A 20,667-nucleotide genomic window follows, 5' to 3' on the forward strand; every position below is an offset into this window, starting at 1 on the left:
GTCAGAGGATATCTGTTTTCTTCTGGCTTTTTTTCTAAAGAAAAATAGGAAGTGAGGGTGGATGAAAGGGAGAGAGGAGGAGGAATCAATATGCGAGAATAATATTCTGAAATGTTAGTTTTTTCGCATTTATCACATCTTCTACTATATTAACGTGATAAAATTTATTATTATTCTGAAAATAATGTTTTGACAGACGGACAAAAAGTAGCTATACTAACTTTAGATTAAATTAAATAATCAGAAAATATAAAAAGTTCCAATTATTTACTAAAATAAGGAAATAAGGCTGGGACACAGTAGGAGGTCATTTTTACTATGGATAATCGTCCACAATGGGGGACTCGTGCAGGTTTTATCATGGCAGCAGTTGGATCAGCTGTAGGACTAGGAAACATCTGGCGTTTTCCCGCAGTAGCATATGAAAATGGAGGAGGAGCATTCTTTTTACCGTACTTATTCGCTATCTTAACTGCTGGTATTCCGCTTCTCGTTCTTGAATTTACACTAGGTCATAAATATCGCGGATCAGCTCCGTTGACATTCGCTCGTCTGAACAAAAAAACTGAATGGCTTGGCTGGTGGCAAGTTGCGATTTCATTTGTTATCTCAACATATTATGCTGTTATTATCGCTTGGGCCATGTCATTCGCTTACTTCTCTTTCGGAGAAAAATGGGGCAAGGATCCAGGAGCTTTCCTATTCGGAGACTATTTAAAGCTTGTTGAAGCACCAGGTCAAGTTGGAAGCATCGTTCCTAGCGTTTTTATTCCATTAGTACTTGTTTGGGTAATTGCACTCGGTGTTCTTTTCAAAGGTGTTAAAAAGGGTATTGAAGCAGCGAACAAGATCTTTATTCCGGCACTTGTTATTTTATTCCTTGTAATCGTCGTTCGCGCTGTAACATTAGATGGTGCGGCTCAAGGTTTGGATGCATTCTTCAAACCGAACTGGAGCTTAATTGCAGAACCTAAGGTTTGGGTTGCTGCATACGGTCAAATCTTCTTCAGCTTATCTATTGGTTTTGCGATCATGGTTACGTATTCTAGTTATCTACCAAAGAAGACAGATTTAACAAACAATGCATTTATCACAGCTTTTGCTAACTCTGGTTTTGAATTATTAGCAGGTATTGGAGTATTTGCTGCACTTGGTTTTATGGCCCAGCAGCAAGGTGTGGGTGTTAGTGAGGTAGTTACTGGTGGAGTAGGGTTAGCTTTCGTTGTTTTCCCGCAAATCATTAGTGAATTCCCTGCATTTAATGGTTTATTAGGATCAATTTTCTTCATATGTTTAGTGTTAGCAGGGTTAACATCATTAATTTCAATCATTGAAACATATGTAGCCGGTATTCAAGACAAATTTAAAGTGTCTCGTAACAAAGCGGTAGCGATTGGTGGAGGAATTTCTGCAGTTATTTCGATTTTATTTGCTACTCAAGGTGGATTATACTTCCTTGATGCTGCTGACTATTTCATCAACCAATTTGGTATTGTAGTGGCTGGATTTGCTGAGGTAGTAATAGTTGCTTGGGTACTACGTGAAATGAAGGTTCTTCAACAGCACGCTGATAGCATGTCCGATATGCTTTTAGGTGCTTGGTGGAAAATCTGCTTAGGAGTTATTACACCATTTGTCTTAGGATATATGATGATTCAAAACTTCATCAATAACTTAAAAGAAAACTACGAAGGATATCCTACAAGCTTCCTATTATACACAGGCTGGGGAGTTGCACTAGCTGCGATTGTAGTTGGATTTGTATTCGCTGCATTCAAGTGGCAAAAAGGGTCATTAGACTTACCTTCAGCAGATAACAAGGGGGTTTCAAAATAATGTCAACAAGTGCGATTGTTATGATGGTTGTTGGTATGGTTATTCTATGGGGTGGATTAGCAGCTAGTATTGCTAATGCTTATAAAAAATCTAAAAATGCTTAATCGAAAGTAATAATAAAAGAGGACTAACCGGTTCGAACCGTTAGTCCTCTTTTTATGTTATTTCCGTCGAGCGCGTTCTTGGCGTTCCCAAAGTTTTAAATGTGGAAAAGGATCATAGCTCCATTCTGTATATCCATTATCACGATACATTCCATAATGAAGATGTGGCGGGAACTTACCTGACGTACCTGGAGGTCCATAACCAGAACTTCCGACTCCTCCAATGATCATTCCTGGTTCAACGATTTGTCCAACCTTTAAGTCCTTACTAAACCCACTTAAATGGGCAAAATAATGATAGTTATTGTTAATATCACGTATCCCAATTCGCCAGCCACCAAAACGGTTCCAACCTTTCATCTCGACAATACCATATGAGGTTGCACGAACAGGAACTCCATAATGGGCAAAAATATCTGTTCCTTCATGCATGCGTCGTCCACCCCAGCCACGAGCGTCTCCCCATGTGTTTCGATAACTATAATCGGATCTAAGTGGTACGGGAAAGGCATGACTATCAAGATCTAGTCGACCATATTTTTTGTAAATCTCGGACTTTCCAATAATAATACCTACTGTTTTGTCCCGTTTATAATAATCCCAAAGACCAATTTTTATATTATCGTGATCCGTCCCGTAAGAGAGGATGAAGTTGGCAAAGGCAAAGAGAACATCTTTGTCATCTTTCAAACTTGCCTTGCCATCTCCGTTCCCGTCTACTCCAAAACCGTTAAAGTACTTAATCGACAGCGGATTTTCATCTTCAAGATTTGGGTTTAGCGTTCCTACCCATTCCTCTGGTTTGTAGTAAATGCCAGTTAGACCCTCTGCTTTCGGCAAATCTCGTCGAGACTGCCTAAGACTTCTTTCATATTGGTCAACAGCGGCCATATAGTACCAAGGAATATTGGTAGCAGCTTCCACTTCTTTATATAGCTCAAGTCGCTTTGCATAAATGGTCTGTTGATCCATTTCAGCATGTGCGTGTCGAACAGAAGGTAATAAAGCAATAATAACATGAAAAATAAAGATTCCTTTTAGCAGTTTCCGCACGATGATCCTCCTTCAAAAGAATTAACATGCTTTAGTTTGTCTTAAAACATTTAAAACAATATATATCAATTACTGGTAATAGTAACTCTCTTGCTTGTCGTATAATCTTCGTTATGTTAAAGTGATTCAGGAGTAGTCTGAAATAGCTACATAGTGTAAAAAAACACTTATCATATAAGGATGGTGTGGGAAAGTTGAGCAAAAACCAAGAACATTTACGTAAACCCGAGTGGTTGAAAATTAAATTAAACACGAACGAAAATTATACTGGCTTGAAGAAGATGATGAGAGAGAAAAAGCTTCATACCGTATGTGAAGAAGCAAAATGCCCTAATATTCATGAATGTTGGGCTGTTAGACGTACCGCTACATTTATGATCCTAGGAGATATTTGTACTCGTGCTTGCCGTTTCTGTGCGGTTAAAACGGGTCTTCCGACAGAACTTGACCTTCAAGAACCAGAACGTGTCGCTGATTCTGTTGTGTTAATGAACCTTAAGCATGTGGTTGTTACTGCTGTAGCTCGTGACGATTTAAAAGACGGTGGTGCAGCTGTATTTGCAGAAACCGTTCGTGCCATCCGTAGAAAGAGTCCGTTCACAAGTATTGAAGTGCTCCCATCAGACATGGGTGGAGTAGAAGAGAATCTTCGTATGTTAATGGATGCACGTCCAGACATCCTGAATCATAATATTGAAACGGTAAAACGTTTATCAGATCGTGTGAGAGCACGAGCCAAGTATGATCGTTCACTTGAGTTCTTAAGAAGAGCGAAAGAAATGCAGCCGGATATTCCTACAAAGTCTTCTATTATGATTGGTCTTGGTGAAACGAAGGAAGACCTACTTGAAGCTATGGATGATTTACGAGCTAATAACGTAGATATTTTAACCATTGGACAGTACCTGCAGCCATCTAAAAAGCATTTAAAAGTTGAAAAATACTACCGCCCTGAAGAATTTGCTGAACTAAAGGAAATTGCTCTAAGCAAAGGCTTTAGCCACTGTGAAGCGGGTCCCCTTGTACGTTCTTCTTACCATGCAGACGAACAGGTAAATGCTGCTGCTAAGCACAAGCAATTATTAGGTGAAAAAGAAGCGAAAGAAGCATAATATAAAGAAAGAGGCATTACGAAGTTCGTAAGCCTCTTTTTCTTATTGGTTCATTTTCGCCCCATCTGTTGGCTTATATCATCTTTGTCCATGTCTTCATTAAGCTCTCCCTGAGCTTCACCATTCGCATTTTCACCTGTGCTCATGCTTTTTCCTTGAGGAGAAGCTAACATTTGTTTAATAAGCTGTTTGATTCCCGTTTCCGTATTTGCACTTTTTGGACCAAGGTTGGAAAAATTCTCTACATTCGGTCGTAGAGCTTCATTATCACTAACATACACATGGTACCATCGTGGCACAACGGACATGGCCATTCGCTTTACTTGGTCAGCTGTTAAATTGCGATCACTAGAATCGGTATGGTACACTATGAGAACTTCCTCATCAGTTACTAATGTGGAGATATCGTCTACATTAGGAACATCTGTGCAATATTCTCCGATGATATCGGCCACTTTTTCACGATCAATGGCAGCATAGTGATTTTGGGACTGTGTACGAGCCATTTCGTCCTTTTTATGTCTTACATAGCCAAAATCCTCAGAACCATCTTTGTCTCGATTGTATATATCCCCTGTAGGGTCATTCACGCTTAGAGCATTGCTTCGCTCATTTTGAAAATCATCACGCCCTAGATTATTTTGACAAGCAGTAAGAGTGGTCATTGCACAAATTCCAAGGATTATCATTGAGTTTTTCAAAATTTACACCCCCTCTTTTATAGAATGACCACGATAATTCTTTTTTCCTCTTAGTAATTCATGGAGAATCAGTTATAATTTAAAATAGATGAGTGAGTGAGGTGGACAAATGATCTGTATCGGGAATATATGTTACGAAGTTGTAGAAGAACGATCAAATGGATTTAATGAAGATGCCTTTAAGGCTCGTTACAGCGATATATTGACGAAGTATGATTATATCGTGGGTGATTGGGGTTACGGTCAACTCCGTCTCCGAGGGTTCTTTGAGGATAGCAATCATAAAGCAACATTTGACACGAAAATCAGTACATTAACAGAATATCTGTATGAATACTGTAACTTTGGGTGTCCTTACTTTGTAGCTAAGCGTGTAAAAAATACCAATACGATAAAAAATGACGTGTAGCGGATACACGTCATTTTTCGTCCATGAATGGATCATTCTTATAAGGAGCTTGAGTATCCCTTGTTGGATCATCATGTGTTGGGTGTGCTCCGTCCATTTGCCTAGGGAGCCCTTCGTGGAGCGTCTTATTTTCATAGTTGAATGCACTATAAGAACGCTGTTCCGTTGCCTCTGCAAGTTCCTGTTTGCCTTGTAAAGGTTCGTCTGCATTATAAGGAGAGCCATATGGACCTTCAGGTGTTTGTTGAGGAGGAATATAACTTCTCCCCACCTCTACATTTGAAAAATCTGTATAATTCTCATTACTCATGCTCTTTCCCCCTCTCTCGTTAGTATGTGAGAGGTTAAGGAAAGAATTCAAATCTTAAACCAATTCCATTAAAAAGGAACGCAATTCTTCCGCATCTTCTTCTGAAAGCTGGAAAGCATACTCTAAATATCCTTCTTCTTTTAAATCATCCGGACCAATGATCGCAAAGCGACTACCTTGAATATCTAGAACGATATGTTTGCCATAATATCTATCTGATTGAATAATGGCCAAGTCAAATCGAGTGTTTTCACCCATAAAACTTATAAAACGTGTTTTTGTATTTACTAATTCATCGTATAAAAAGAAACGATCTCCCATCCTAGTCACCCCTATGTCTCAATGTCCCACCTACTATCATCTTAACAGAACAAACAAGCCCATACTAGATGCTTGCTCCTGAAGAGAAATATCGAATGGGAAAAGCCTCTCGCACTTCCTAATTTATGTTACAATGGAAATAGTTTTCACCGTGAACTTCTGAGAGGAATGAAACGAAATGGCATGGACCACGAAGTCATTTAACAACTTATTACAGTGGAGAAAAGTAGTCTGGCCTTTAAGGTCCATTCGAATGTATCCTCCACAATTCGTCATAAGAGATCCGATTATTCAAGCGGTACAAAAATCCTTCAATCAAGGCCATGAAGTGGCTGTTATTGTGTTTAACATCTCTAATATGAAAGATATTTATGAGCAGTTAAGTGAGATGCAATATATAGATTTTATTAAGGAAATGAAAATGAGTTTTCAACAGATTATTCAAGAGCAAATTGAGGATGATGATCTGCTTTTGTTGCATGATTACAACAGTGATGGAGTTACTTTATTTATTAAGGTCGATCATGAACAACACTGTATTTCTGAAATCGATCAGGTGATGAAGAAGGTCTTACGGAATACAGAAAATAGGATTTGCGACCAATTTCCATGCTTATTCATTCAATTCGAGTCTGGATATATGTTTGTTGAAAAGAAGCAATACTCCATTCAGGAAGCGATCTTAAAAGCTGGGCAGCAAGCGTTGGCGATGGCGGAAAAGCGAGTGCAGTCAGAGTTTAATGAGCTTCTTTATAGCTTGAGCAGAATTGTCGCACAAAAGAATATTTTACTTCTTGCCCAACCAATATTTGATGTAGCCACCAAGGAAATTCGTGCCTGGGAGATGCTGACAAGAGGGCCTAAGGGAACGGAATATGAAAATCCATTACACCTATTTTCGGTTGCACGCCAAACAGGAATGTTATATGACTTAGAGCTAATCGTTCTAGAGAAAGCACTGGAACAAATTAATGATACAGGTTGTACCCATGATATTTTTATTAACTTTACCCCGATCACAGTGGGAAATCAAAAGTTTATTCGTGATCTAAAGAAGCTGATGGGGAAATATAAAAATATCTCGCCGACTCAAATTACGATTGAAATTACAGAGAGAGATTCGATCGATGGTATGGAATACTTTATTATTAATATCAACCAGCTAAGGAATTTAGGATTCCGCATTGCGGTGGATGATACGGGTGCAGGTTATGCATCCTTAAACACCATTAGTGAAATTATGCCTGATATTATTAAAATTGACCGTTCCGTCATTCAGGATATCGACAAAAACTCATTGAAAGAATCTATGCTCAAAGGTCTTCTTCTTGTTGCGCGTGAAGCAGGATCCCTCGTTGTCGCTGAAGGAATCGAGAGCGAAGAGGAAGCCTCTGTCTTATCCAGAAATCGTGTCGATTTAGCACAAGGATACTTATTTGCTAGACCAGCTTCGTTAATTCATGGACTAGCATCTGTATAAACTGATTTTTGCTCGATTAGAAAAGGAGCTGAAGATACGTGTACTTTGTTGATAGAGAATTAATTGAAGAAAGACTAATATATTTAGAAAAGCAAATACAGCAGTTTGAGGGAAAGAAAGAGTGGAATACAGCTCTTGAACAGGCTGCACTTGAGCGCCTTACACAAATGATGATTGAATCGATCCTTGATGTTGGCAACGCGATGATCGATGGATTTATCATGCGTGATCCGGGTAGTTATGAGGATATTATCGATATACTTGAGGACGAGTTGGTCATTTCGACGGATATGAGTCGGGACTTGAAAGTAATGGTCCAATATCGCAAAACACTCGTTCAGGATTATACAAGGATTGATCATGAAGATGTGAAGAATACTTTTTCACGGATCCTTCCATCGATTAAGCTTGTTACTGAATCTGTGAGACAGTACTTAACAAACGAACTCGGTCCAGTCACCGCATTTAAAAACTAAGTGAAGCCTCTGTTGTTGAGGCTTTTTTGTGCTTTCTATCAGTTTTGTGCAGAATAATAAAAAAATAAAAGATACAGGAGCGAAAAAGATGAAAAAATATAAAGGCTACCTAATTGACCTTGACGGGACAATGTATAGAGGAACTGAGTTAATTCAAGAAGCAGCAGATTTCGTAAAGCAGTTAGTGGAGCAAAACATCCCGTATTTATTTGTAACCAACAATTCCTCAAGAACACCTAGTCAAGTAGCAACCAAATTACGTGATTTCGGCATTCCAACGACCGATGATCAAGTATTTACAACTAGCATGGCAACGGCAAACTATATTGCTAAGCAAAAACCTGACGCAACCGTGTATTGTATAGGAGAAGAGGGACTTCAAACCGCATTAGCTGAAAAGGGATTTCAGCAAGCTGAGACAGATGTTGACTATGTGGTATGTGGAATTGACCGTGACATTACATATGAGAAGCTTGCAACTGCTTGTTTAGCGGTTCGAGCGGGAGCAACCTTTATTTCAACGAATGCAGATATTGCGATTCCAACGGAGCGTGGATTGTTGCCAGGGAATGGATCACTTACATCGGTGATTGCTGTCTCAACAGCAACAAAACCAATTTTTATTGGAAAGCCAGAGGCCATAATAATGGAACAAGCGCTTGAGGTTCTCGGGACAGGAAAGGAAGACACCATCATGGTAGGAGACTATTATGACACGGACATTCTCGCTGGAATGAACGCAGGACTGGACACATTATTGGTTCACACAGGCGTTACGACGAAGGAGTTGCTACAAGGGTACGAAAAGCAACCAACTTATGTTCTTGACTCGTTGGATCAGTGGGAAGTTTAAGTGAAAAGAAAGGGATGAACAAACTTGTTCATCCCTTTCTTTTGTCTAGCTTTTTCGGGTCTCATTCCGTATTCTGAGCACGATGTGCTAACCGGCTAGAAGCAGCAGCGGCAACTGCACCAACGATGTCATCTAAGAAAGTGTGGCATTTTCCTGAAGACTTGTCATTGAGGTCTTTTAGTATCCCAGGTTTTAACTTATCAATGTATCCGTAATTCGTAAAACCGATGGAACCGTACACATTGACGATCGAGAAAGCCAGAACCTCGTCAACTCCATAAAGACCTTCATCCACCTCAATAATGGACTGCAATGGCTCTTCCATCAATTTTTTTTCAGCCATAATGTCTAACTGTATCCCGGTTAAAATGGCATTTTGAACTTCTCTTTTAGAAAGAACTCGTTCTACATTTTCGATGCAGTCTTTCATCTGTAAATCAGGATGATACTTTTCCTGTAGAAAATAGACAAGGTCAGCAATGTCTTGAACTTCCACGCCTCGCTCGTGTAGCCATTTACGTGCTGTTTCTTCTGATAGACTCATCTTCTTCTCTTCAGCCATTCGCTTCACCTTTTCTCTCTCATTTTCACTATATATATAACTATATCATTAAAATTATGCACGGAACCAACTTTGGGTGCACGGTCTACCTTTGAAGCATTTGTCACTTCGTTCGCTCTTATACAACAAAACACAAGTTTTCTTTAATATGAACATATACATAGGTAGTAAATCAAACAAAAGTGGGTGAACGTATGCTTCCAGAAATATTAAATGAACATTTTCAACTCCAAATTGAAGAGCCACTCTCGGTAGGGCGTTATGAGTCCGGAAGAATAAAAAACCAAATGTATATGCTCGTACCTGTAAGCTCCATGGCAGAGGATCATTTATCTGAGCTCATGCAGCTTTCTACACATGTCATAAATCAAGGCGATCGGAGCACTTGTCAGTTTTTGCAAAAAGAATCAGGAGAATCGGTAATTGAAAGTCAGCAGGGAAAGTATGTGGTCCTTGTTTGTCAGATGTCTACAAATAGAATTCAGCAACATATAGGTCGCAAACTGTCTAAATTTCATTACAGGGGAAGAACAGTAAATTTTCAAACAAACAAAATCAATCGGATCGGGAAATGGAAGCAGTACTGGGAACAACGGTTAGATCAAATGGAACGGGTATGGAATGAAATGCTTTATAAGCAGCCAGACCATGAATTTGAACGATTGTTTTTAGAAGCATTTCCTTATTATATGGGCCTTGCGGAAAATGCAATTCAATATTTAGTTGATACAGAGCTTGATGATGATCCACAAGCAGTTGATAGTGGAACAGTCTGTCATGTTCGATTTACAAAACATACATGGGGAAATCAAATCTATATGAAAAATCCATTTGATTGGGTGTTTGACCACTGTAGTCGGGATTTAGCTGAATGGACAAGAGAACGATATTTTGCCAATATTAAGTTATATGAGCCAGAGGTAAGTCAGTTCTTCCAGGATTATCAAACCGTGTTGCCTCTATCCTCTTTCTCATGGAGACTGTTGTACGCTAGATTGCTATTCCCCCTTCATTTTTTTGATAATGTTGAGAATTATTATATCACCAGCTCAGAACAGGAGAAAAATAGGCTTCAGGATCAGTTCGTCAAAAGTCTGGATCAAACAAAGGAGCACGAAGAATTTTTATCGTCCTTTTATCAACTGGCCGAGGTGCCAGTCCGTAGAATGAAGATACCAAAGTTGGATTGGTTATAATATAGAAAAAATATATTTCTCGAAATAATCAAATAATACAAAGGGTGAAGCGTTTGCAAACAAATTATCCCTACAATTACCCCTTGTAATATTGTGCCCCTCCATCTATAATGTCTACTATACACAAACAACTGTTCATTCCAGAAATACACATAGGAGGGGAAAAGGATGAAAGCTATCTCAATTGGATTATTAGGATTAGGCACGGTCGGTACGGGTGTAGTGAAAATTATTGAAAATCATCAAGACAAACTCATGCACCAAGTTGGCTGTCCTGTTCAAATAAAAAAAGTGTTAGTAAAAGATATCGACAAACAAAGAGATGTAAGTTTAAATAGAGAAATGTTAACAACAAATCCTAATGATATACTACAAGATCCGGAAATCGATGTAGTTATTGAAGTAATGGGTGGGGTAGAAGACACGAGACAACATCTGCTATCAGCTCTAAATAACAAAAAACATGTGGTAACAGCAAACAAGGATTTAATGGCACTCTATGGTTCGGAACTACTCACTGCAGCTTCTGATAATGGCTGCGACTTATTTTATGAAGCAAGTGTAGCAGGTGGAATTCCTATTTTAAGAGGTCTAGTAGATGGTCTAGCATCTGATCGAATTACGAAAATGATGGGAATTGTAAATGGAACAACCAACTTCATACTAACGAAGATGGCACAGGATGGAAGTGCGTATGAAGAGGTACTAAAAGAAGCGCAAGACCTTGGTTTTGCTGAAAGTGATCCAACGGCTGATGTAGAAGGGCTTGATGCTGCAAGAAAGATGGCCATCCTTTCAACACTAGGTTTTTCAATGAAAATTGATTTAGATGATGTAAAAGTAAAAGGAATTACCGATATTACTGAAGAAGACTTAGAATACGGAAAGCAGCTTGGATATACAATGAAGCTGATTGGTATTGCCGATCTTGACGATGATAAAGTTGAGGTAAGTGTTCAGCCAACGTTCCTAGTAGAGTCGCATCCGTTAGCATCTGTTCATAACGAATATAATGCAGTGTACGTATACGGGGAAGCAGTAGGAGAAACGATGTTTTACGGACCAGGAGCTGGGAGCCTTCCAACTGCGACAGCTATCGTATCAGATCTAGTTGGAGTGATGAAAAACATGCGTCTTGGTGTAAATGGTACAAGCGCGGTTACTCCACAATACCCAAAAAAGCTGAAAGAAGCTCATGAAATCAGATCGAAGTACTTCTTACGTCTACTAGTGAGAGATGAAGTAGGGGTATTTGCAAACATCACTTCAATTTTCTCAGAGCATCATGTTAGTTTTGAGAAAATTCTTCAGCTTCCAGTGAAGGAAAAGGGTTTAGCTGAAATTGTGTTAGTTACACACCATGCTTCTTTACAGGATTACGAGGATATTTTAGTAAAATTAAGAGACCTAGAAACAACAAAGCAAATCAAGAGCTCGTATCGAGTGGAAGGGAGCAAGTAGAACATGAGGTGGCAAGGGCTAATTCAAGAATATAAAGAGTTTCTTCCTGTAAGTGAGAATACTCCGAAATTAACATTAAACGAAGGAAATACTCCATTAATTTATCTTGAGAATCTTTCAAAAGAGTGGGGAGTAGAACTTTACGTTAAGACAGAGGGAACAAATCCAACTGGTTCTTTTAAAGACCGTGGAATGGTTATGGCAGTTGCTAAGGCGAAGGAAGAAGGCAGCGATACAGTTATCTGTGCATCTACAGGAAATACGTCTGCAGCAGCAGCGGCATACGCAGCAAGAGCGGGAATGCGTTGTATAGTTGTCATTCCTGAAGGTAAGATTGCCATGGGTAAACTTGCGCAAGCGATCATGTACGGAGCAGAGATTATCTCTATCGAAGGGAACTTTGACCAAGCTTTAACAATGGTACGTAAAATCAGTGAAACGGAGCCTGTTGCATTAGTTAACTCGGTGAATCCATACCGACTTGAAGGGCAAAAAACAGCTGCGTTTGAAGTGTGTGACCAGTTAGGTGGAGCTCCAGATATTTTAGCTATTCCTGTTGGGAATGCGGGAAATATCAGTGCGTATTGGAAAGGCTTTAAGGAATACCATGAGGCAAAGGGAACGGCCCTACCAAAGATGCATGGTTTCGAAGCAGAAGGGGCAGCAGCAATCGTTCATAACCGTGTGTTTGAAAATCCGGAAACCATTGCAACTGCCATTCGTATCGGAAATCCAGCAAGCTGGCATTTAGCTTCTGCTGCTGTCGAGGAATCAGCAGGAAAAATTGACGAAGTGAGCGATGAAGAAATTCTTGCTGCTTATCAAAAGCTTGCATCTACAGAAGGTGTATTTGCAGAGCCTGCATCATGTGCGTCAATTGCTGGTGTGTATAAGCAATTACAAAATGGTACTATCGCTAAGGGCAGTAAAATTGTTGCCATTCTAACTGGAAATGGATTGAAGGATCCTAATACAGCGATCGAATGCAGCCCAATAAAACCTGTTTTATTACCAAATGATGAAGAAGCCGTTGCTAACCATATCCGAGGGGTTGTTCATCAATGAGTGAGGAAGCTGTACTTATCATCGATGTACCAGCAAGTACGGCCAATCTAGGACCTGGTTTTGATTCTGTCGGGTTAGCCTTAAATCTTTATTTATCACTTGAAGTGGAAAAAGCAGACAAATGGCAAGTTGAAATGCTATCAGAAGAGCTTGAGGTATTTCCGAAGGATGAAACAAACTTTGTTGTTTCAACCGCTATTAAAATTGCTGACACATATGGAAAGAGTTTATCTCCATGTTTGATTAAGATGAAAAGTGATATTCCATTAGCGAGAGGTCTTGGTTCAAGTGCTGCAGCGATTGTTGCAGCGATTGAACTCGCTGACCAAGTAGCTGAGCTAGGTTTATCAAAAGAAGAAAAGATGAAGCTTGCTTCTGTTATGGAGGGGCATCCAGATAATGCTGGTGCAGCCCTATACGGAGGTTTGATCGTAGGTACGCAAATCGGGGAAGAGGTTGATTTTTTAACCTATACAAACCTTGCTTTTGATATAGTCATGGTCGTTCCAAAAGAAGAATTGCTAACAAAAGCCTCCCGAGGTGTCTTGCCTTCAGAGCTTTCATATTCTACTGCTGTACGTGCTAGTTCTGTATCGAATGTGCTAGTGGCAGCCCTTTTACAAGGGAATTTGACTTTAGCAGGTAAAATGATGAGCAAGGACTTGTTTCATCAGCCTTACCGAAAAGCGATCGTACCTGAACTCGAGCAAGTTGAAGACTTAGCCCTTCAATACGGTGCGTTTGGAGTTGCACTAAGCGGTGCTGGCCCAAGTGTCATCTGTTTTGTAGAAAAAGGGCTTGGACAAGAGGTAATTGGTCGTATGGAGCCGTATTTGCCTCACGTATCGTTTTACTCTTTGCAAATAGACAAAGATGGAAGCCGTGTGCAAAAAAAGGTTAAAAGATTAGAAAAATAAGAAAAAGCGATTTCCTGCGAAATCGCTTTTTCTTTAAATCATTAAAAGACTTGTTCTACTTCTACTACACCTGGAACCTCCTCTAATAAAGCACGCTCAATTCCAGCTTTTAAAGTAATTGTTGAGCTTGGGCAGCTACCGCATGCGCCTAACAAACGAAGCTTAACAATGCCATCCTCAACGTCTACTAATTCACAGTCCCCACCATCACGAAGAAGGAATGGACGTAATTTATTTAGTACCTCTTGAACTTGTTCAAACATTTCTTGCTCTGCCATCTAAATCGCTCCCTTCATACCCCTTATTATAATCATTTTAATTAAAAAAATCTATTGGTAAAACTCAAATCCAAAAATCGTCAAACTAGTGTGTCTGTTCCTTTTATCATGTAAAATAGACATAGTGAATAGAAGGGGGAAGGAACATGATTGAGCTTGTAGTGTACGGGGCAGAAGTACTTTGCCCAAGCTGTGTGAATTTACCATCATCAAAAGAAACCTACGAATGGTTAGAAGCGGCAATTGGAAGAAAATATCCGAACCAACCATTTCAAATAACATATGTAGATATTTACCAACCACCAAACGATGAAAAAAAGCAAGCCTTTGCTGAACGTGTCATTGAGGAAGATATGTTTTATCCGGTTGTTGTTCTAGAAGATGAAGTGGTAGGGGAAGGAAACCCGAAGCTTAAAACGATCTATGCAGCAATGGAAAGACATGGGTATAAGACAAGTGAATAGAAAGGAGATTTGAGTTTTGATCGATCAAGCAGTACATTTGCTCCAATCTTATTTTGGATATTCTAGCTTTCGAAAGGGCCAAGAACAAATTATTCAAACCGTCCTAAACGGAAATGATGGAATTTGTATTATGCCAACAGGTGGAGGGAAATCACTTTGTTATCAGATACCGGCGCTACTGTTTGAAGGAACAACCATCGTTATTTCTCCATTGATTTCTTTAATGAAAGATCAAGTAGACACGCTTCTACAAGCCGGTGTTTCAGCGACTTATATAAACAGTTCGTTATCGAACAAAGAGATACAAGAAAGATTAACCGGAGCGAAGGAAGGGAAATATAAACTTTTGTATCTTGCACCAGAACGACTGGAGTCAAGTGAGTTTCGACAAAGTCTTCAAATGATTACCATTCCGTTTATCGCGATTGACGAGGCACACTGTATCTCGCAATGGGGGCACGATTTCCGTCCGAGTTATTTACAAATTCAAAAGTTTATTCGAAGCTTACAAGAAAAACCAGTCGTATTAGCATTAACAGCGACTGCAACTCCACAAGTAAGAGAAGACATCTGCAAAACCTTACAGATTAACGATGCTAACAGTGTGATTACCGGATTTGAACGTGAGAATCTAACCTTTTCGGTTGTCAAAGGCCAAGATCGGAATGCTTATATAAAGAGTTATGTTAAGAAAAATAATAAAGAAAGTGGCATCATCTATGCGGCCACAAGAAAAATGGTCGATCAGTTGTATGAACGATTAAAGAAAGAAAAAATTGCCGTTACACGATACCATGCGGGCATGAGTGACGAGGAACGGAATTCAGAACAGGAATTATTTTTAAATGACGAAAGTACGGTTATGATTGCTACCTCTGCTTTTGGAATGGGAATCGATAAATCCAATATTCGATATGTGCTGCACTTTCAGCTTCCGAAAAATATGGAAAGCTATTATCAAGAAGCAGGACGTGCGGGTAGAGATGGTCTTAAAAGTGAATGTGTCGTTTTATATTCGCCTCAAGATGTTCAGATTCAGCGCTTTTTAATAGATCAATCTGCTGATCGCAGCCGCATAAGTCAAGAGCTCGAAAAGCTTCAATCAATGATCGACTATTGCCATACAGAATCATGCCTGCACTCACATATATTAGAGTACTTTGGTGAAGAAGAGGCAACCGATTGTGGACGCTGTGGCAACTGTAAAGATACGAGAACGAGCGTGGATGTTACAAAGGAAGCTCAAATGATTTTATCGTGTATCATTCGTATGGGGCAGAAATATGGAAAAAACCTTGTAGCTCAAGTTCTAACCGGTTCAAAAAATAAAAAGGTTTTTGACTTTCGTTTTAATCAGCTCAGCACGTACGGAATATTAAAGACCAAAAGTGCGAAAGAGGTTAGCGAAGAAATTGAGTTCCTCATTACCCGTGAATTGATTGGTGTCGAGCATGGATCTTATCCAACGATATATGTCACACCTGCTGGAAGAGAAGTATTAGTTGGGAATGAGATAGTACTGAGAAAAGAAGCCGTAAAGACGAGTAGTATTACGGAGGTGGACAACCCTCTTTTCGAAGAGCTTCGTGCCAAAAGAAGAAGCCTGGCCGAGAAAGAAAAAGTTCCACCGTTTGTTGTTTTCTCGGATGCTACCTTAAAGGACATGTGTGCAAAAATGCCGCAAACACCGGATGAATTTCTAAACGTTAACGGTGTTGGTCAAAATAAACTGAACAAGTATGGAGAAGAGTTTATAGAGGTAATTCGTAGCTTTTCTAGTAAAGTACCTGTTCAATAATAGAAAGCTCTCCTACTAAGGTAGGAGAGCTACTTTATTATTAGCCATTATGATATTTATACATCCATAGAATACCTGATTTTAATAGTCTTGCCACTCGTCCTGTGATCGGGCGTTCTGCTACTAGCCCAAAGCCATGCTTTTTACCTAGAGAGCCTAGGACTCCCTTTAATTTAATAACTGGCATAGTTTCAGGCAGCGGTTCATTTGCCCATCTTTTTAAAAGAATTTGAACAATCTGTTCCGCTTGTCCTTCAGCTAATTGAGCGCTAGGTGCGTGCGGTAGACTTGCACAGTCACCCACGACATACACATGTTCATCATCAGGTAAATTGTGATGAACCGTTAGGACCACTCGACCTTGATGGTCCTTTTCGACATCAAGGTTTCGTATAATTTCTACGGGCTGTATCCCTGCAGTCCAAACAATCGCATCCGAGTGTAATGGCTCATCGTGATTGTATAGAGTATTTTCTTCTACCTTTGTGATATGTGAATTGTTAACAATTTCTACTCCGTGATTATCAAACCAATTTTCCACATACGTTCCTAAACGAACAGGGAAGGCAGATAAGATATGATTTCCGCGGTCGAATAACTTTACCTTTAAATCCGGTCTGCTTTCATTTAATTCACTTGCTAGTTCTACACCGCTCAAACCAGCCCCAACAATGCTGACAACAGAGCCAGGGGCTAGGTTATTCAATGCTTGATACGTTGTTCTGGACTTCTCAATCGATTGAATGCTATACGTATAACGGTCAGCACCTGGGACATTGTGGTATTTGTCTTCACAACCTAATCCAATAACTAAATCATCGTAAGTGATAACATCATTATTCACGAGAACGGTTTTCTCTTGAAGATTAATATCTTTAACCTCTCCGTATTTGATGGTAAGCCTAGAGTGCTCAGGGAAAGCTACCCTTACATGCTGATCGGAAATGGTACCAGCTGCAAGAGCGTAATATTCTGTTTTTAAACAGTGGTAAGGAATTTTATCAACTAGCGTGATGGTCACATCGTCTGGAAGTTGAGAGGGTAATAAGCGTGCGAGTATTCTCATTCCCCCGTAGCCTCCGCCGAGAATAACGAGATTCTTCATAATCAATTTCCCCTTTTTCTCTACAGTTGAGTTGCTATTCTCTCTTATAAAAACGTTTTCAATATGATGACATATTATAATGATAAATCAATAGATAAACATGATATATGTTTCAAAACACCATAAAAAGTATAACGAAATTGTGACAAAATCACAACACATTCAGTACAATTTCTTGACAATGAAAATTTTTGGAAGGAAACTCCCTACTTGAACTTTTTGGTTGGACAAGGTACATTTACTTAGTAGAGGTGGGAGAAATGATAAAACCAATTATAGAGTTTTGTATAAGCAATTTAGCAAGCGGCGCTCAAAAAGCATTTGAACAGCTAGAAAAGGATTATGACTTAGATATCATTGAATATGGGTGCCTTGGCTATTGTGGCAAATGCGCATCAACACTGTATGCACTAGTAAATGGAGAAGTTGTTACTGGGGATACACCTGATGAACTAGTAGAAAATATTTATCAGTATTTAGAAGAAAATCCGATGTTTTAACAGGGCTCTTTTCTAAAACATTGTTGCTATATACACACTTTATAGGAAATAAAGAATATGTTTCAACAGCCAATCAGCATATTATCATCCTTAGAAAAGAGCTGCTCTTCAAATAGATCAATAAATCCAGCGTTATGCGGGGAAAAATCCGGCATTTGGGATTTTTCAAAACAACAAACTTTACGAAAATAGCCTTTACCATTCAAAAAAAGGGTCACCATACAGGTAGACCCTTTTATATTTTAGTTTTTTGCTTTTCACGAATTTCCTGCCAACGATCTCTGGCCATTTCAACGATCTTTGCCTCATTAAAGCTGCCTTGTTTTTCGATGACTTTTGAAAAATATTTTACCGATTGGTCAATCTGACCTGTTCGTTTAGAAAGTTCCGCAATCATATAGAGAAGTCGAAGCTCGGTCATTTGTGTTCCTCGATAATCATCGGTAATATACGCTTCCATATACTCGTCCACAGCAAGCTTCATAAATCGTTGTTCCTGCTCGTGATCTAGCAATGCTCTGTAAATCCAAGCCAGTCTCAAATACAAACCCGCAATGGATACATGCTTTTCCTTTTTCAATGTGCCACAGTAGGCGGCAAGTTTAATGGTTTTTGCAGCCTCTAGATACGTCCTTACTTCACCAAAACTGCGGGGCAACCACTGTTGGGCTATTTTAGAATCGATGATTTCCTTGCTGCCTGGTGGAAAATAAGGAGCAAAGTCATCTGTAAAAGAAAACCCACATTTCGGACATACTGCAACAAAATAAAGATTAGGATCATTCTCTATATTTTCATATGTAGGGGCAAAGTCAGTGTCATAGGACTTTACTACCACAAAACGGGAGCGAAGTTTCTTAGTCGTAAACTTAGTTTTACACATCATACACTCACATTTTTTATCATAAAGTGGCTGTAGTTCAATCATACTCTCACACCCCTTTTATTTTTCGTGACGGTTTATATAATACTATTGTACCTTATTGTTTGTGATAAAAGAACTATAAAAACATAATATTTAAAAAGAAGTAGGTTTAGTTTCAAGTGAGATGAGGGAACTAAAACAATTCCATTTTTATAAGTCCGTTCAGTTGAGTATAAAGACATTGCTGTATATACTAAAAGTAAGATGTTCGAGGGAGGAATGAATGATCATGAAAGATATTATTATTGTGACAGAATCAGCTGCACTTCAAATAAAAGATATGATGAAAGAAAACGAAGAGGAAAATGCGTACTTACGCGTATCGATTAAAGGTGGCGGCTGCAGTGGCCTATCATACGGTCTTGGATTTGCGCATGAGGTGGAAGAAGGGGACACGGAGCTTGTTCAACATGGAATTACGTTCTTAGTTGATAAGGAAAGTGCACCTGCGTTAGTAGGAACCGTTATCGATTATAAGCAATCCCTGATGGGTGGAGGCTTTACCATCGAAAACCCTAATGCTATCGCTTCATGTGGATGTGGGTCCTCTTTCCGTACAGCAACGAACCAAGGTACACCAGAAGAATGCTAAAAAGTGCAAGGATCACCCTTGCACTTTTTTCTTTATTTAAACATGGAAGAGCTATGAAGCGGCTGTGCCTTTGCCTTTGGATCAATAAATGTTTTGGCGTTGTTCACGGCTGTTGGTGCTTCACCAAAGCCGCAGGCAATCAGCTTTACTTTTCCTTCATACGTACAGATATCGCCCGCTGCATAAATGCCTGGAATATTGGTTTCCATCTTTGAATTCACAACGATGGAGTTTTTTGAAATCTCAAGTCCCCATTCTTTGATAGGGCCAAGGGAGGATACGAATCCGTAGTTACAAATGACAGCATCTACTTCAACGGTCTCTTCTGTTTTATCATTCACATTCTTTAATACGACTTGAGCAATGTCTCCTTTGCTGTTTGAAAGTAGATCAGCAGGGACGTAGGGAGTTTTTATCTCTACCTTGGAATGTTGAAGGTTTTGTACGCTGTGCTCGTGAGCCCGGAACTTATCACGACGATGAACAATCGTTACTTTTTCGGCAATTGGTTCGAGCATTAAAGCCCAATCAACCGCTGAATCTCCTCCTCCGAATATAACCACCTTTTGACCAACAAATTGGTGTAGATCATCAATAAAATAGTATAAGTTTTTTCCTTCGTATTGGGAGGAGTTTTTTAACTCTAATCGTCGGGGTTGAAAGGCTCCATTGCCGGCGGTGATGATGATTGTTTTTGAAAAATGGACTTCTTTATTGGTGGTTAGTTTGAAGATACCGTTCGTTTGTTTCTCAATTTTCTCAACGGATTGCTCCAAGCAAATGTTTTGATTAAACGTAGCCATTTGTTCCTTTAAGTTATTAACTAACTGCTGTGCTCGGACCTTTGGAAATCCAGCAACATCATAAATATATTTTTCAGGGTATAAAGCAGACAACTGTCCACCTAACTGGGGCAAGCTTTCAATCAATTTAACAGTAGCATGCCTCATTCCTCCATAGAAGGCAGTAAATAGTCCAGTAGGTCCTCCGCCAATAATGGTAATGTCGTAAACTGTCTGGTCCTCTTTCATTCTATGTCCTCCTAACTATGTGTAGGATTTATCATGTCATACTACCAAAAGTATTAAAATTAGCTAGGAGTTATGACTAAATATTGATACTCCCACTGGAATAAGTCACTAATAGCGA

The 20,667-nt window shown here is 39.4% G+C and carries 23 protein-coding genes and 1 pseudogene; 15 read left to right on the forward strand and 9 right to left on the reverse strand.

Annotation, left to right across the window (positions count from 1 at the left end; translation table 11 throughout):
- Window positions 1-318: 318 nt before the first annotated feature.
- Window positions 319-1,836: a sodium-dependent transporter gene (locus ACFFHF_RS24185; protein WP_377059244.1), complete on the forward strand. Its 1,518-nt coding sequence runs from the start codon at window positions 319-321 to the stop codon at window positions 1,834-1,836.
- Window positions 1,836-1,940 (forward strand): methionine/alanine import family NSS transporter small subunit, encoded by a 105-nt coding sequence (locus ACFFHF_RS24190; RefSeq protein WP_160546260.1) that lies wholly within the window; start codon window positions 1,836-1,838, stop codon window positions 1,938-1,940. The genes ACFFHF_RS24185 and ACFFHF_RS24190 overlap by 1 nt, the downstream gene beginning before the upstream one ends.
- A 57-nt stretch (window positions 1,941-1,997) precedes the next feature.
- Here the strand turns inward: ACFFHF_RS24190 and ACFFHF_RS24195 are convergent, their stop codons facing one another.
- Window positions 1,998-2,912, reverse strand: a complete 915-nt coding sequence (locus ACFFHF_RS24195; protein WP_377059305.1) for a M23 family metallopeptidase — start codon at window positions 2,910-2,912, stop codon at window positions 1,998-2,000.
- Window positions 2,913-3,187: 275 nt separating this feature from the next.
- On the opposite strand from ACFFHF_RS24195, the gene lipA reads away from it, so the two are divergent.
- Window positions 3,188-4,105 (forward strand): lipoyl synthase, encoded by a 918-nt coding sequence (lipA, locus tag ACFFHF_RS24200; RefSeq protein WP_377059245.1) that lies wholly within the window; start codon window positions 3,188-3,190, stop codon window positions 4,103-4,105.
- 50 nt (window positions 4,106-4,155) lie between these two features.
- On the opposite strand, the gene ACFFHF_RS24205 is transcribed toward lipA, so the two are convergent.
- Window positions 4,156-4,806, reverse strand: coding sequence for a YhcN/YlaJ family sporulation lipoprotein (locus tag ACFFHF_RS24205; protein ID WP_160546258.1), 651 nt, complete (start codon window positions 4,804-4,806; stop codon window positions 4,156-4,158).
- A 109-nt stretch (window positions 4,807-4,915) separates the two neighbouring features.
- Here ACFFHF_RS24205 and ACFFHF_RS24210 point away from each other — a divergent pair, with 109 nt between their 5' ends.
- Window positions 4,916-5,215 (forward strand): YutD family protein, encoded by a 300-nt coding sequence (locus ACFFHF_RS24210; protein WP_066055444.1) that lies wholly within the window; start codon window positions 4,916-4,918, stop codon window positions 5,213-5,215.
- A gap of 10 nt (window positions 5,216-5,225) precedes the next feature.
- On the opposite strand, the gene ACFFHF_RS24215 is transcribed toward ACFFHF_RS24210, so the two are convergent.
- Together ACFFHF_RS24215 and ACFFHF_RS24220 are read right to left on the reverse strand one after the other, a co-directional pair.
- Window positions 5,226-5,525: a cytosolic protein gene (locus tag ACFFHF_RS24215; protein WP_160546257.1), complete on the reverse strand. Its 300-nt coding sequence runs from the start codon at window positions 5,523-5,525 to the stop codon at window positions 5,226-5,228.
- A gap of 54 nt (window positions 5,526-5,579) precedes the next feature.
- Complete coding sequence (locus tag ACFFHF_RS24220) at window positions 5,580-5,846, reverse strand: DUF3055 domain-containing protein (protein WP_160546256.1); 267 nt, start codon at window positions 5,844-5,846, stop codon at window positions 5,580-5,582.
- A 178-nt stretch (window positions 5,847-6,024) separates the two neighbouring features.
- Between ACFFHF_RS24220 and ACFFHF_RS24225 the strand changes: the two genes are divergently transcribed.
- The 3 genes from ACFFHF_RS24225 (at window position 6,025) to nucF (ending at window position 8,655) form a co-directional block, all read left to right on the forward strand.
- On the forward strand, window positions 6,025-7,326 hold the full coding sequence (locus ACFFHF_RS24225) for an EAL domain-containing protein (protein WP_377059246.1): 1,302 nt from the start codon (window positions 6,025-6,027) through the stop codon (window positions 7,324-7,326).
- A 38-nt stretch (window positions 7,327-7,364) separates the two neighbouring features.
- A complete protein-coding gene (gene hepT, locus ACFFHF_RS24230; RefSeq protein ID WP_377059247.1) occupies window positions 7,365-7,802 on the forward strand; it encodes a type VII toxin-antitoxin system HepT family RNase toxin in 438 nt (145 codons plus the stop codon).
- Window positions 7,803-7,890: 88 nt separating this feature from the next.
- Entirely contained in the window at window positions 7,891-8,655 is a 765-nt protein-coding gene (gene nucF, locus ACFFHF_RS24235) for a 5' nucleotidase NucF (protein ID WP_160546254.1), read from the forward strand.
- 61 nt (window positions 8,656-8,716) lie between these two features.
- Here the strand turns inward: nucF and ACFFHF_RS24240 are convergent, their stop codons facing one another.
- On the reverse strand, window positions 8,717-9,217 hold the full coding sequence (locus ACFFHF_RS24240) for a phosphatidylglycerophosphatase A family protein (protein ID WP_119709804.1): 501 nt from the start codon (window positions 9,215-9,217) through the stop codon (window positions 8,717-8,719).
- A 194-nt stretch (window positions 9,218-9,411) separates the two neighbouring features.
- Between ACFFHF_RS24240 and yutH the strand changes: the two genes are divergently transcribed.
- The 4 genes from yutH to thrB all read left to right on the forward strand — a co-directional run bounded on the left by yutH (window position 9,412) and on the right by thrB (window position 13,856).
- Entirely contained in the window at window positions 9,412-10,413 is a 1,002-nt protein-coding gene (gene yutH / locus ACFFHF_RS24245) for a spore coat putative kinase YutH (protein WP_160546253.1), read from the forward strand.
- A gap of 168 nt (window positions 10,414-10,581) precedes the next feature.
- The gene (locus ACFFHF_RS24250) at window positions 10,582-11,874 is read left to right on the forward strand and encodes a homoserine dehydrogenase (RefSeq protein WP_160546252.1); all 1,293 of its coding nucleotides are present in this window, start codon (window positions 10,582-10,584) and stop codon (window positions 11,872-11,874) included.
- A gap of 3 nt (window positions 11,875-11,877) precedes the next feature.
- Window positions 11,878-12,939 carry a threonine synthase gene (gene thrC, locus ACFFHF_RS24255; RefSeq protein WP_160546251.1) on the forward strand — a complete coding sequence of 354 codons (1,062 nt, stop codon included), beginning with the start codon at window positions 11,878-11,880 and terminating at the stop codon, window positions 12,937-12,939.
- Window positions 12,936-13,856, forward strand: coding sequence for a homoserine kinase (gene thrB / locus ACFFHF_RS24260; RefSeq protein WP_160546250.1), 921 nt, complete (start codon window positions 12,936-12,938; stop codon window positions 13,854-13,856). Before thrC ends, thrB begins: the two co-directional genes overlap by 4 nt.
- A gap of 41 nt (window positions 13,857-13,897) precedes the next feature.
- On the opposite strand, the gene ACFFHF_RS24265 is transcribed toward thrB, so the two are convergent.
- Window positions 13,898-14,134: a NifU family protein gene (locus ACFFHF_RS24265; RefSeq protein WP_119709799.1), complete on the reverse strand. Its 237-nt coding sequence runs from the start codon at window positions 14,132-14,134 to the stop codon at window positions 13,898-13,900.
- Between the two features lie 146 nt (window positions 14,135-14,280).
- Here ACFFHF_RS24265 and ACFFHF_RS24270 point away from each other — a divergent pair, with 146 nt between their 5' ends.
- Entirely contained in the window at window positions 14,281-14,598 is a 318-nt protein-coding gene (locus ACFFHF_RS24270; protein ID WP_340905265.1) for a YuzD family protein, read from the forward strand.
- A 16-nt stretch (window positions 14,599-14,614) separates the two neighbouring features.
- Window positions 14,615-16,387, forward strand: a pseudogene (recQ, locus tag ACFFHF_RS24275) (DNA helicase RecQ); the annotation flags it as partial.
- 49 nt (window positions 16,388-16,436) lie between these two features.
- Here recQ and ACFFHF_RS24280 read toward each other — a convergent pair.
- A complete protein-coding gene (locus tag ACFFHF_RS24280; protein ID WP_377059248.1) occupies window positions 16,437-17,501 on the reverse strand; it encodes an NAD(P)/FAD-dependent oxidoreductase in 1,065 nt (354 codons plus the stop codon).
- A gap of 260 nt (window positions 17,502-17,761) precedes the next feature.
- Here ACFFHF_RS24280 and ACFFHF_RS24285 point away from each other — a divergent pair, with 260 nt between their 5' ends.
- Window positions 17,762-18,001 (forward strand): YuzB family protein, encoded by a 240-nt coding sequence (locus tag ACFFHF_RS24285; protein WP_160546247.1) that lies wholly within the window; start codon window positions 17,762-17,764, stop codon window positions 17,999-18,001.
- Window positions 18,002-18,236: 235 nt separating this feature from the next.
- On the opposite strand, the gene ACFFHF_RS24290 is transcribed toward ACFFHF_RS24285, so the two are convergent.
- Window positions 18,237-18,929 (reverse strand): DUF2225 domain-containing protein, encoded by a 693-nt coding sequence (locus ACFFHF_RS24290; protein ID WP_377059249.1) that lies wholly within the window; start codon window positions 18,927-18,929, stop codon window positions 18,237-18,239.
- Between the two features lie 226 nt (window positions 18,930-19,155).
- Between ACFFHF_RS24290 and ACFFHF_RS24295 the strand changes: the two genes are divergently transcribed.
- Window positions 19,156-19,518 (forward strand): HesB/IscA family protein, encoded by a 363-nt coding sequence (locus tag ACFFHF_RS24295; RefSeq protein ID WP_377059306.1) that lies wholly within the window; start codon window positions 19,156-19,158, stop codon window positions 19,516-19,518.
- A gap of 32 nt (window positions 19,519-19,550) precedes the next feature.
- Here ACFFHF_RS24295 and ACFFHF_RS24300 read toward each other — a convergent pair whose 3' ends face one another.
- Entirely contained in the window at window positions 19,551-20,549 is a 999-nt protein-coding gene (locus ACFFHF_RS24300) for an NAD(P)/FAD-dependent oxidoreductase (protein WP_377059250.1), read from the reverse strand.
- Window positions 20,550-20,667 lie beyond the last annotated feature (118 nt).

This window comes from Robertmurraya beringensis, from assembly GCF_042433785.1.
Lineage (GTDB): Bacteria > Bacillota > Bacilli > Bacillales > Cytobacillaceae > Robertmurraya_A > Robertmurraya_A beringensis.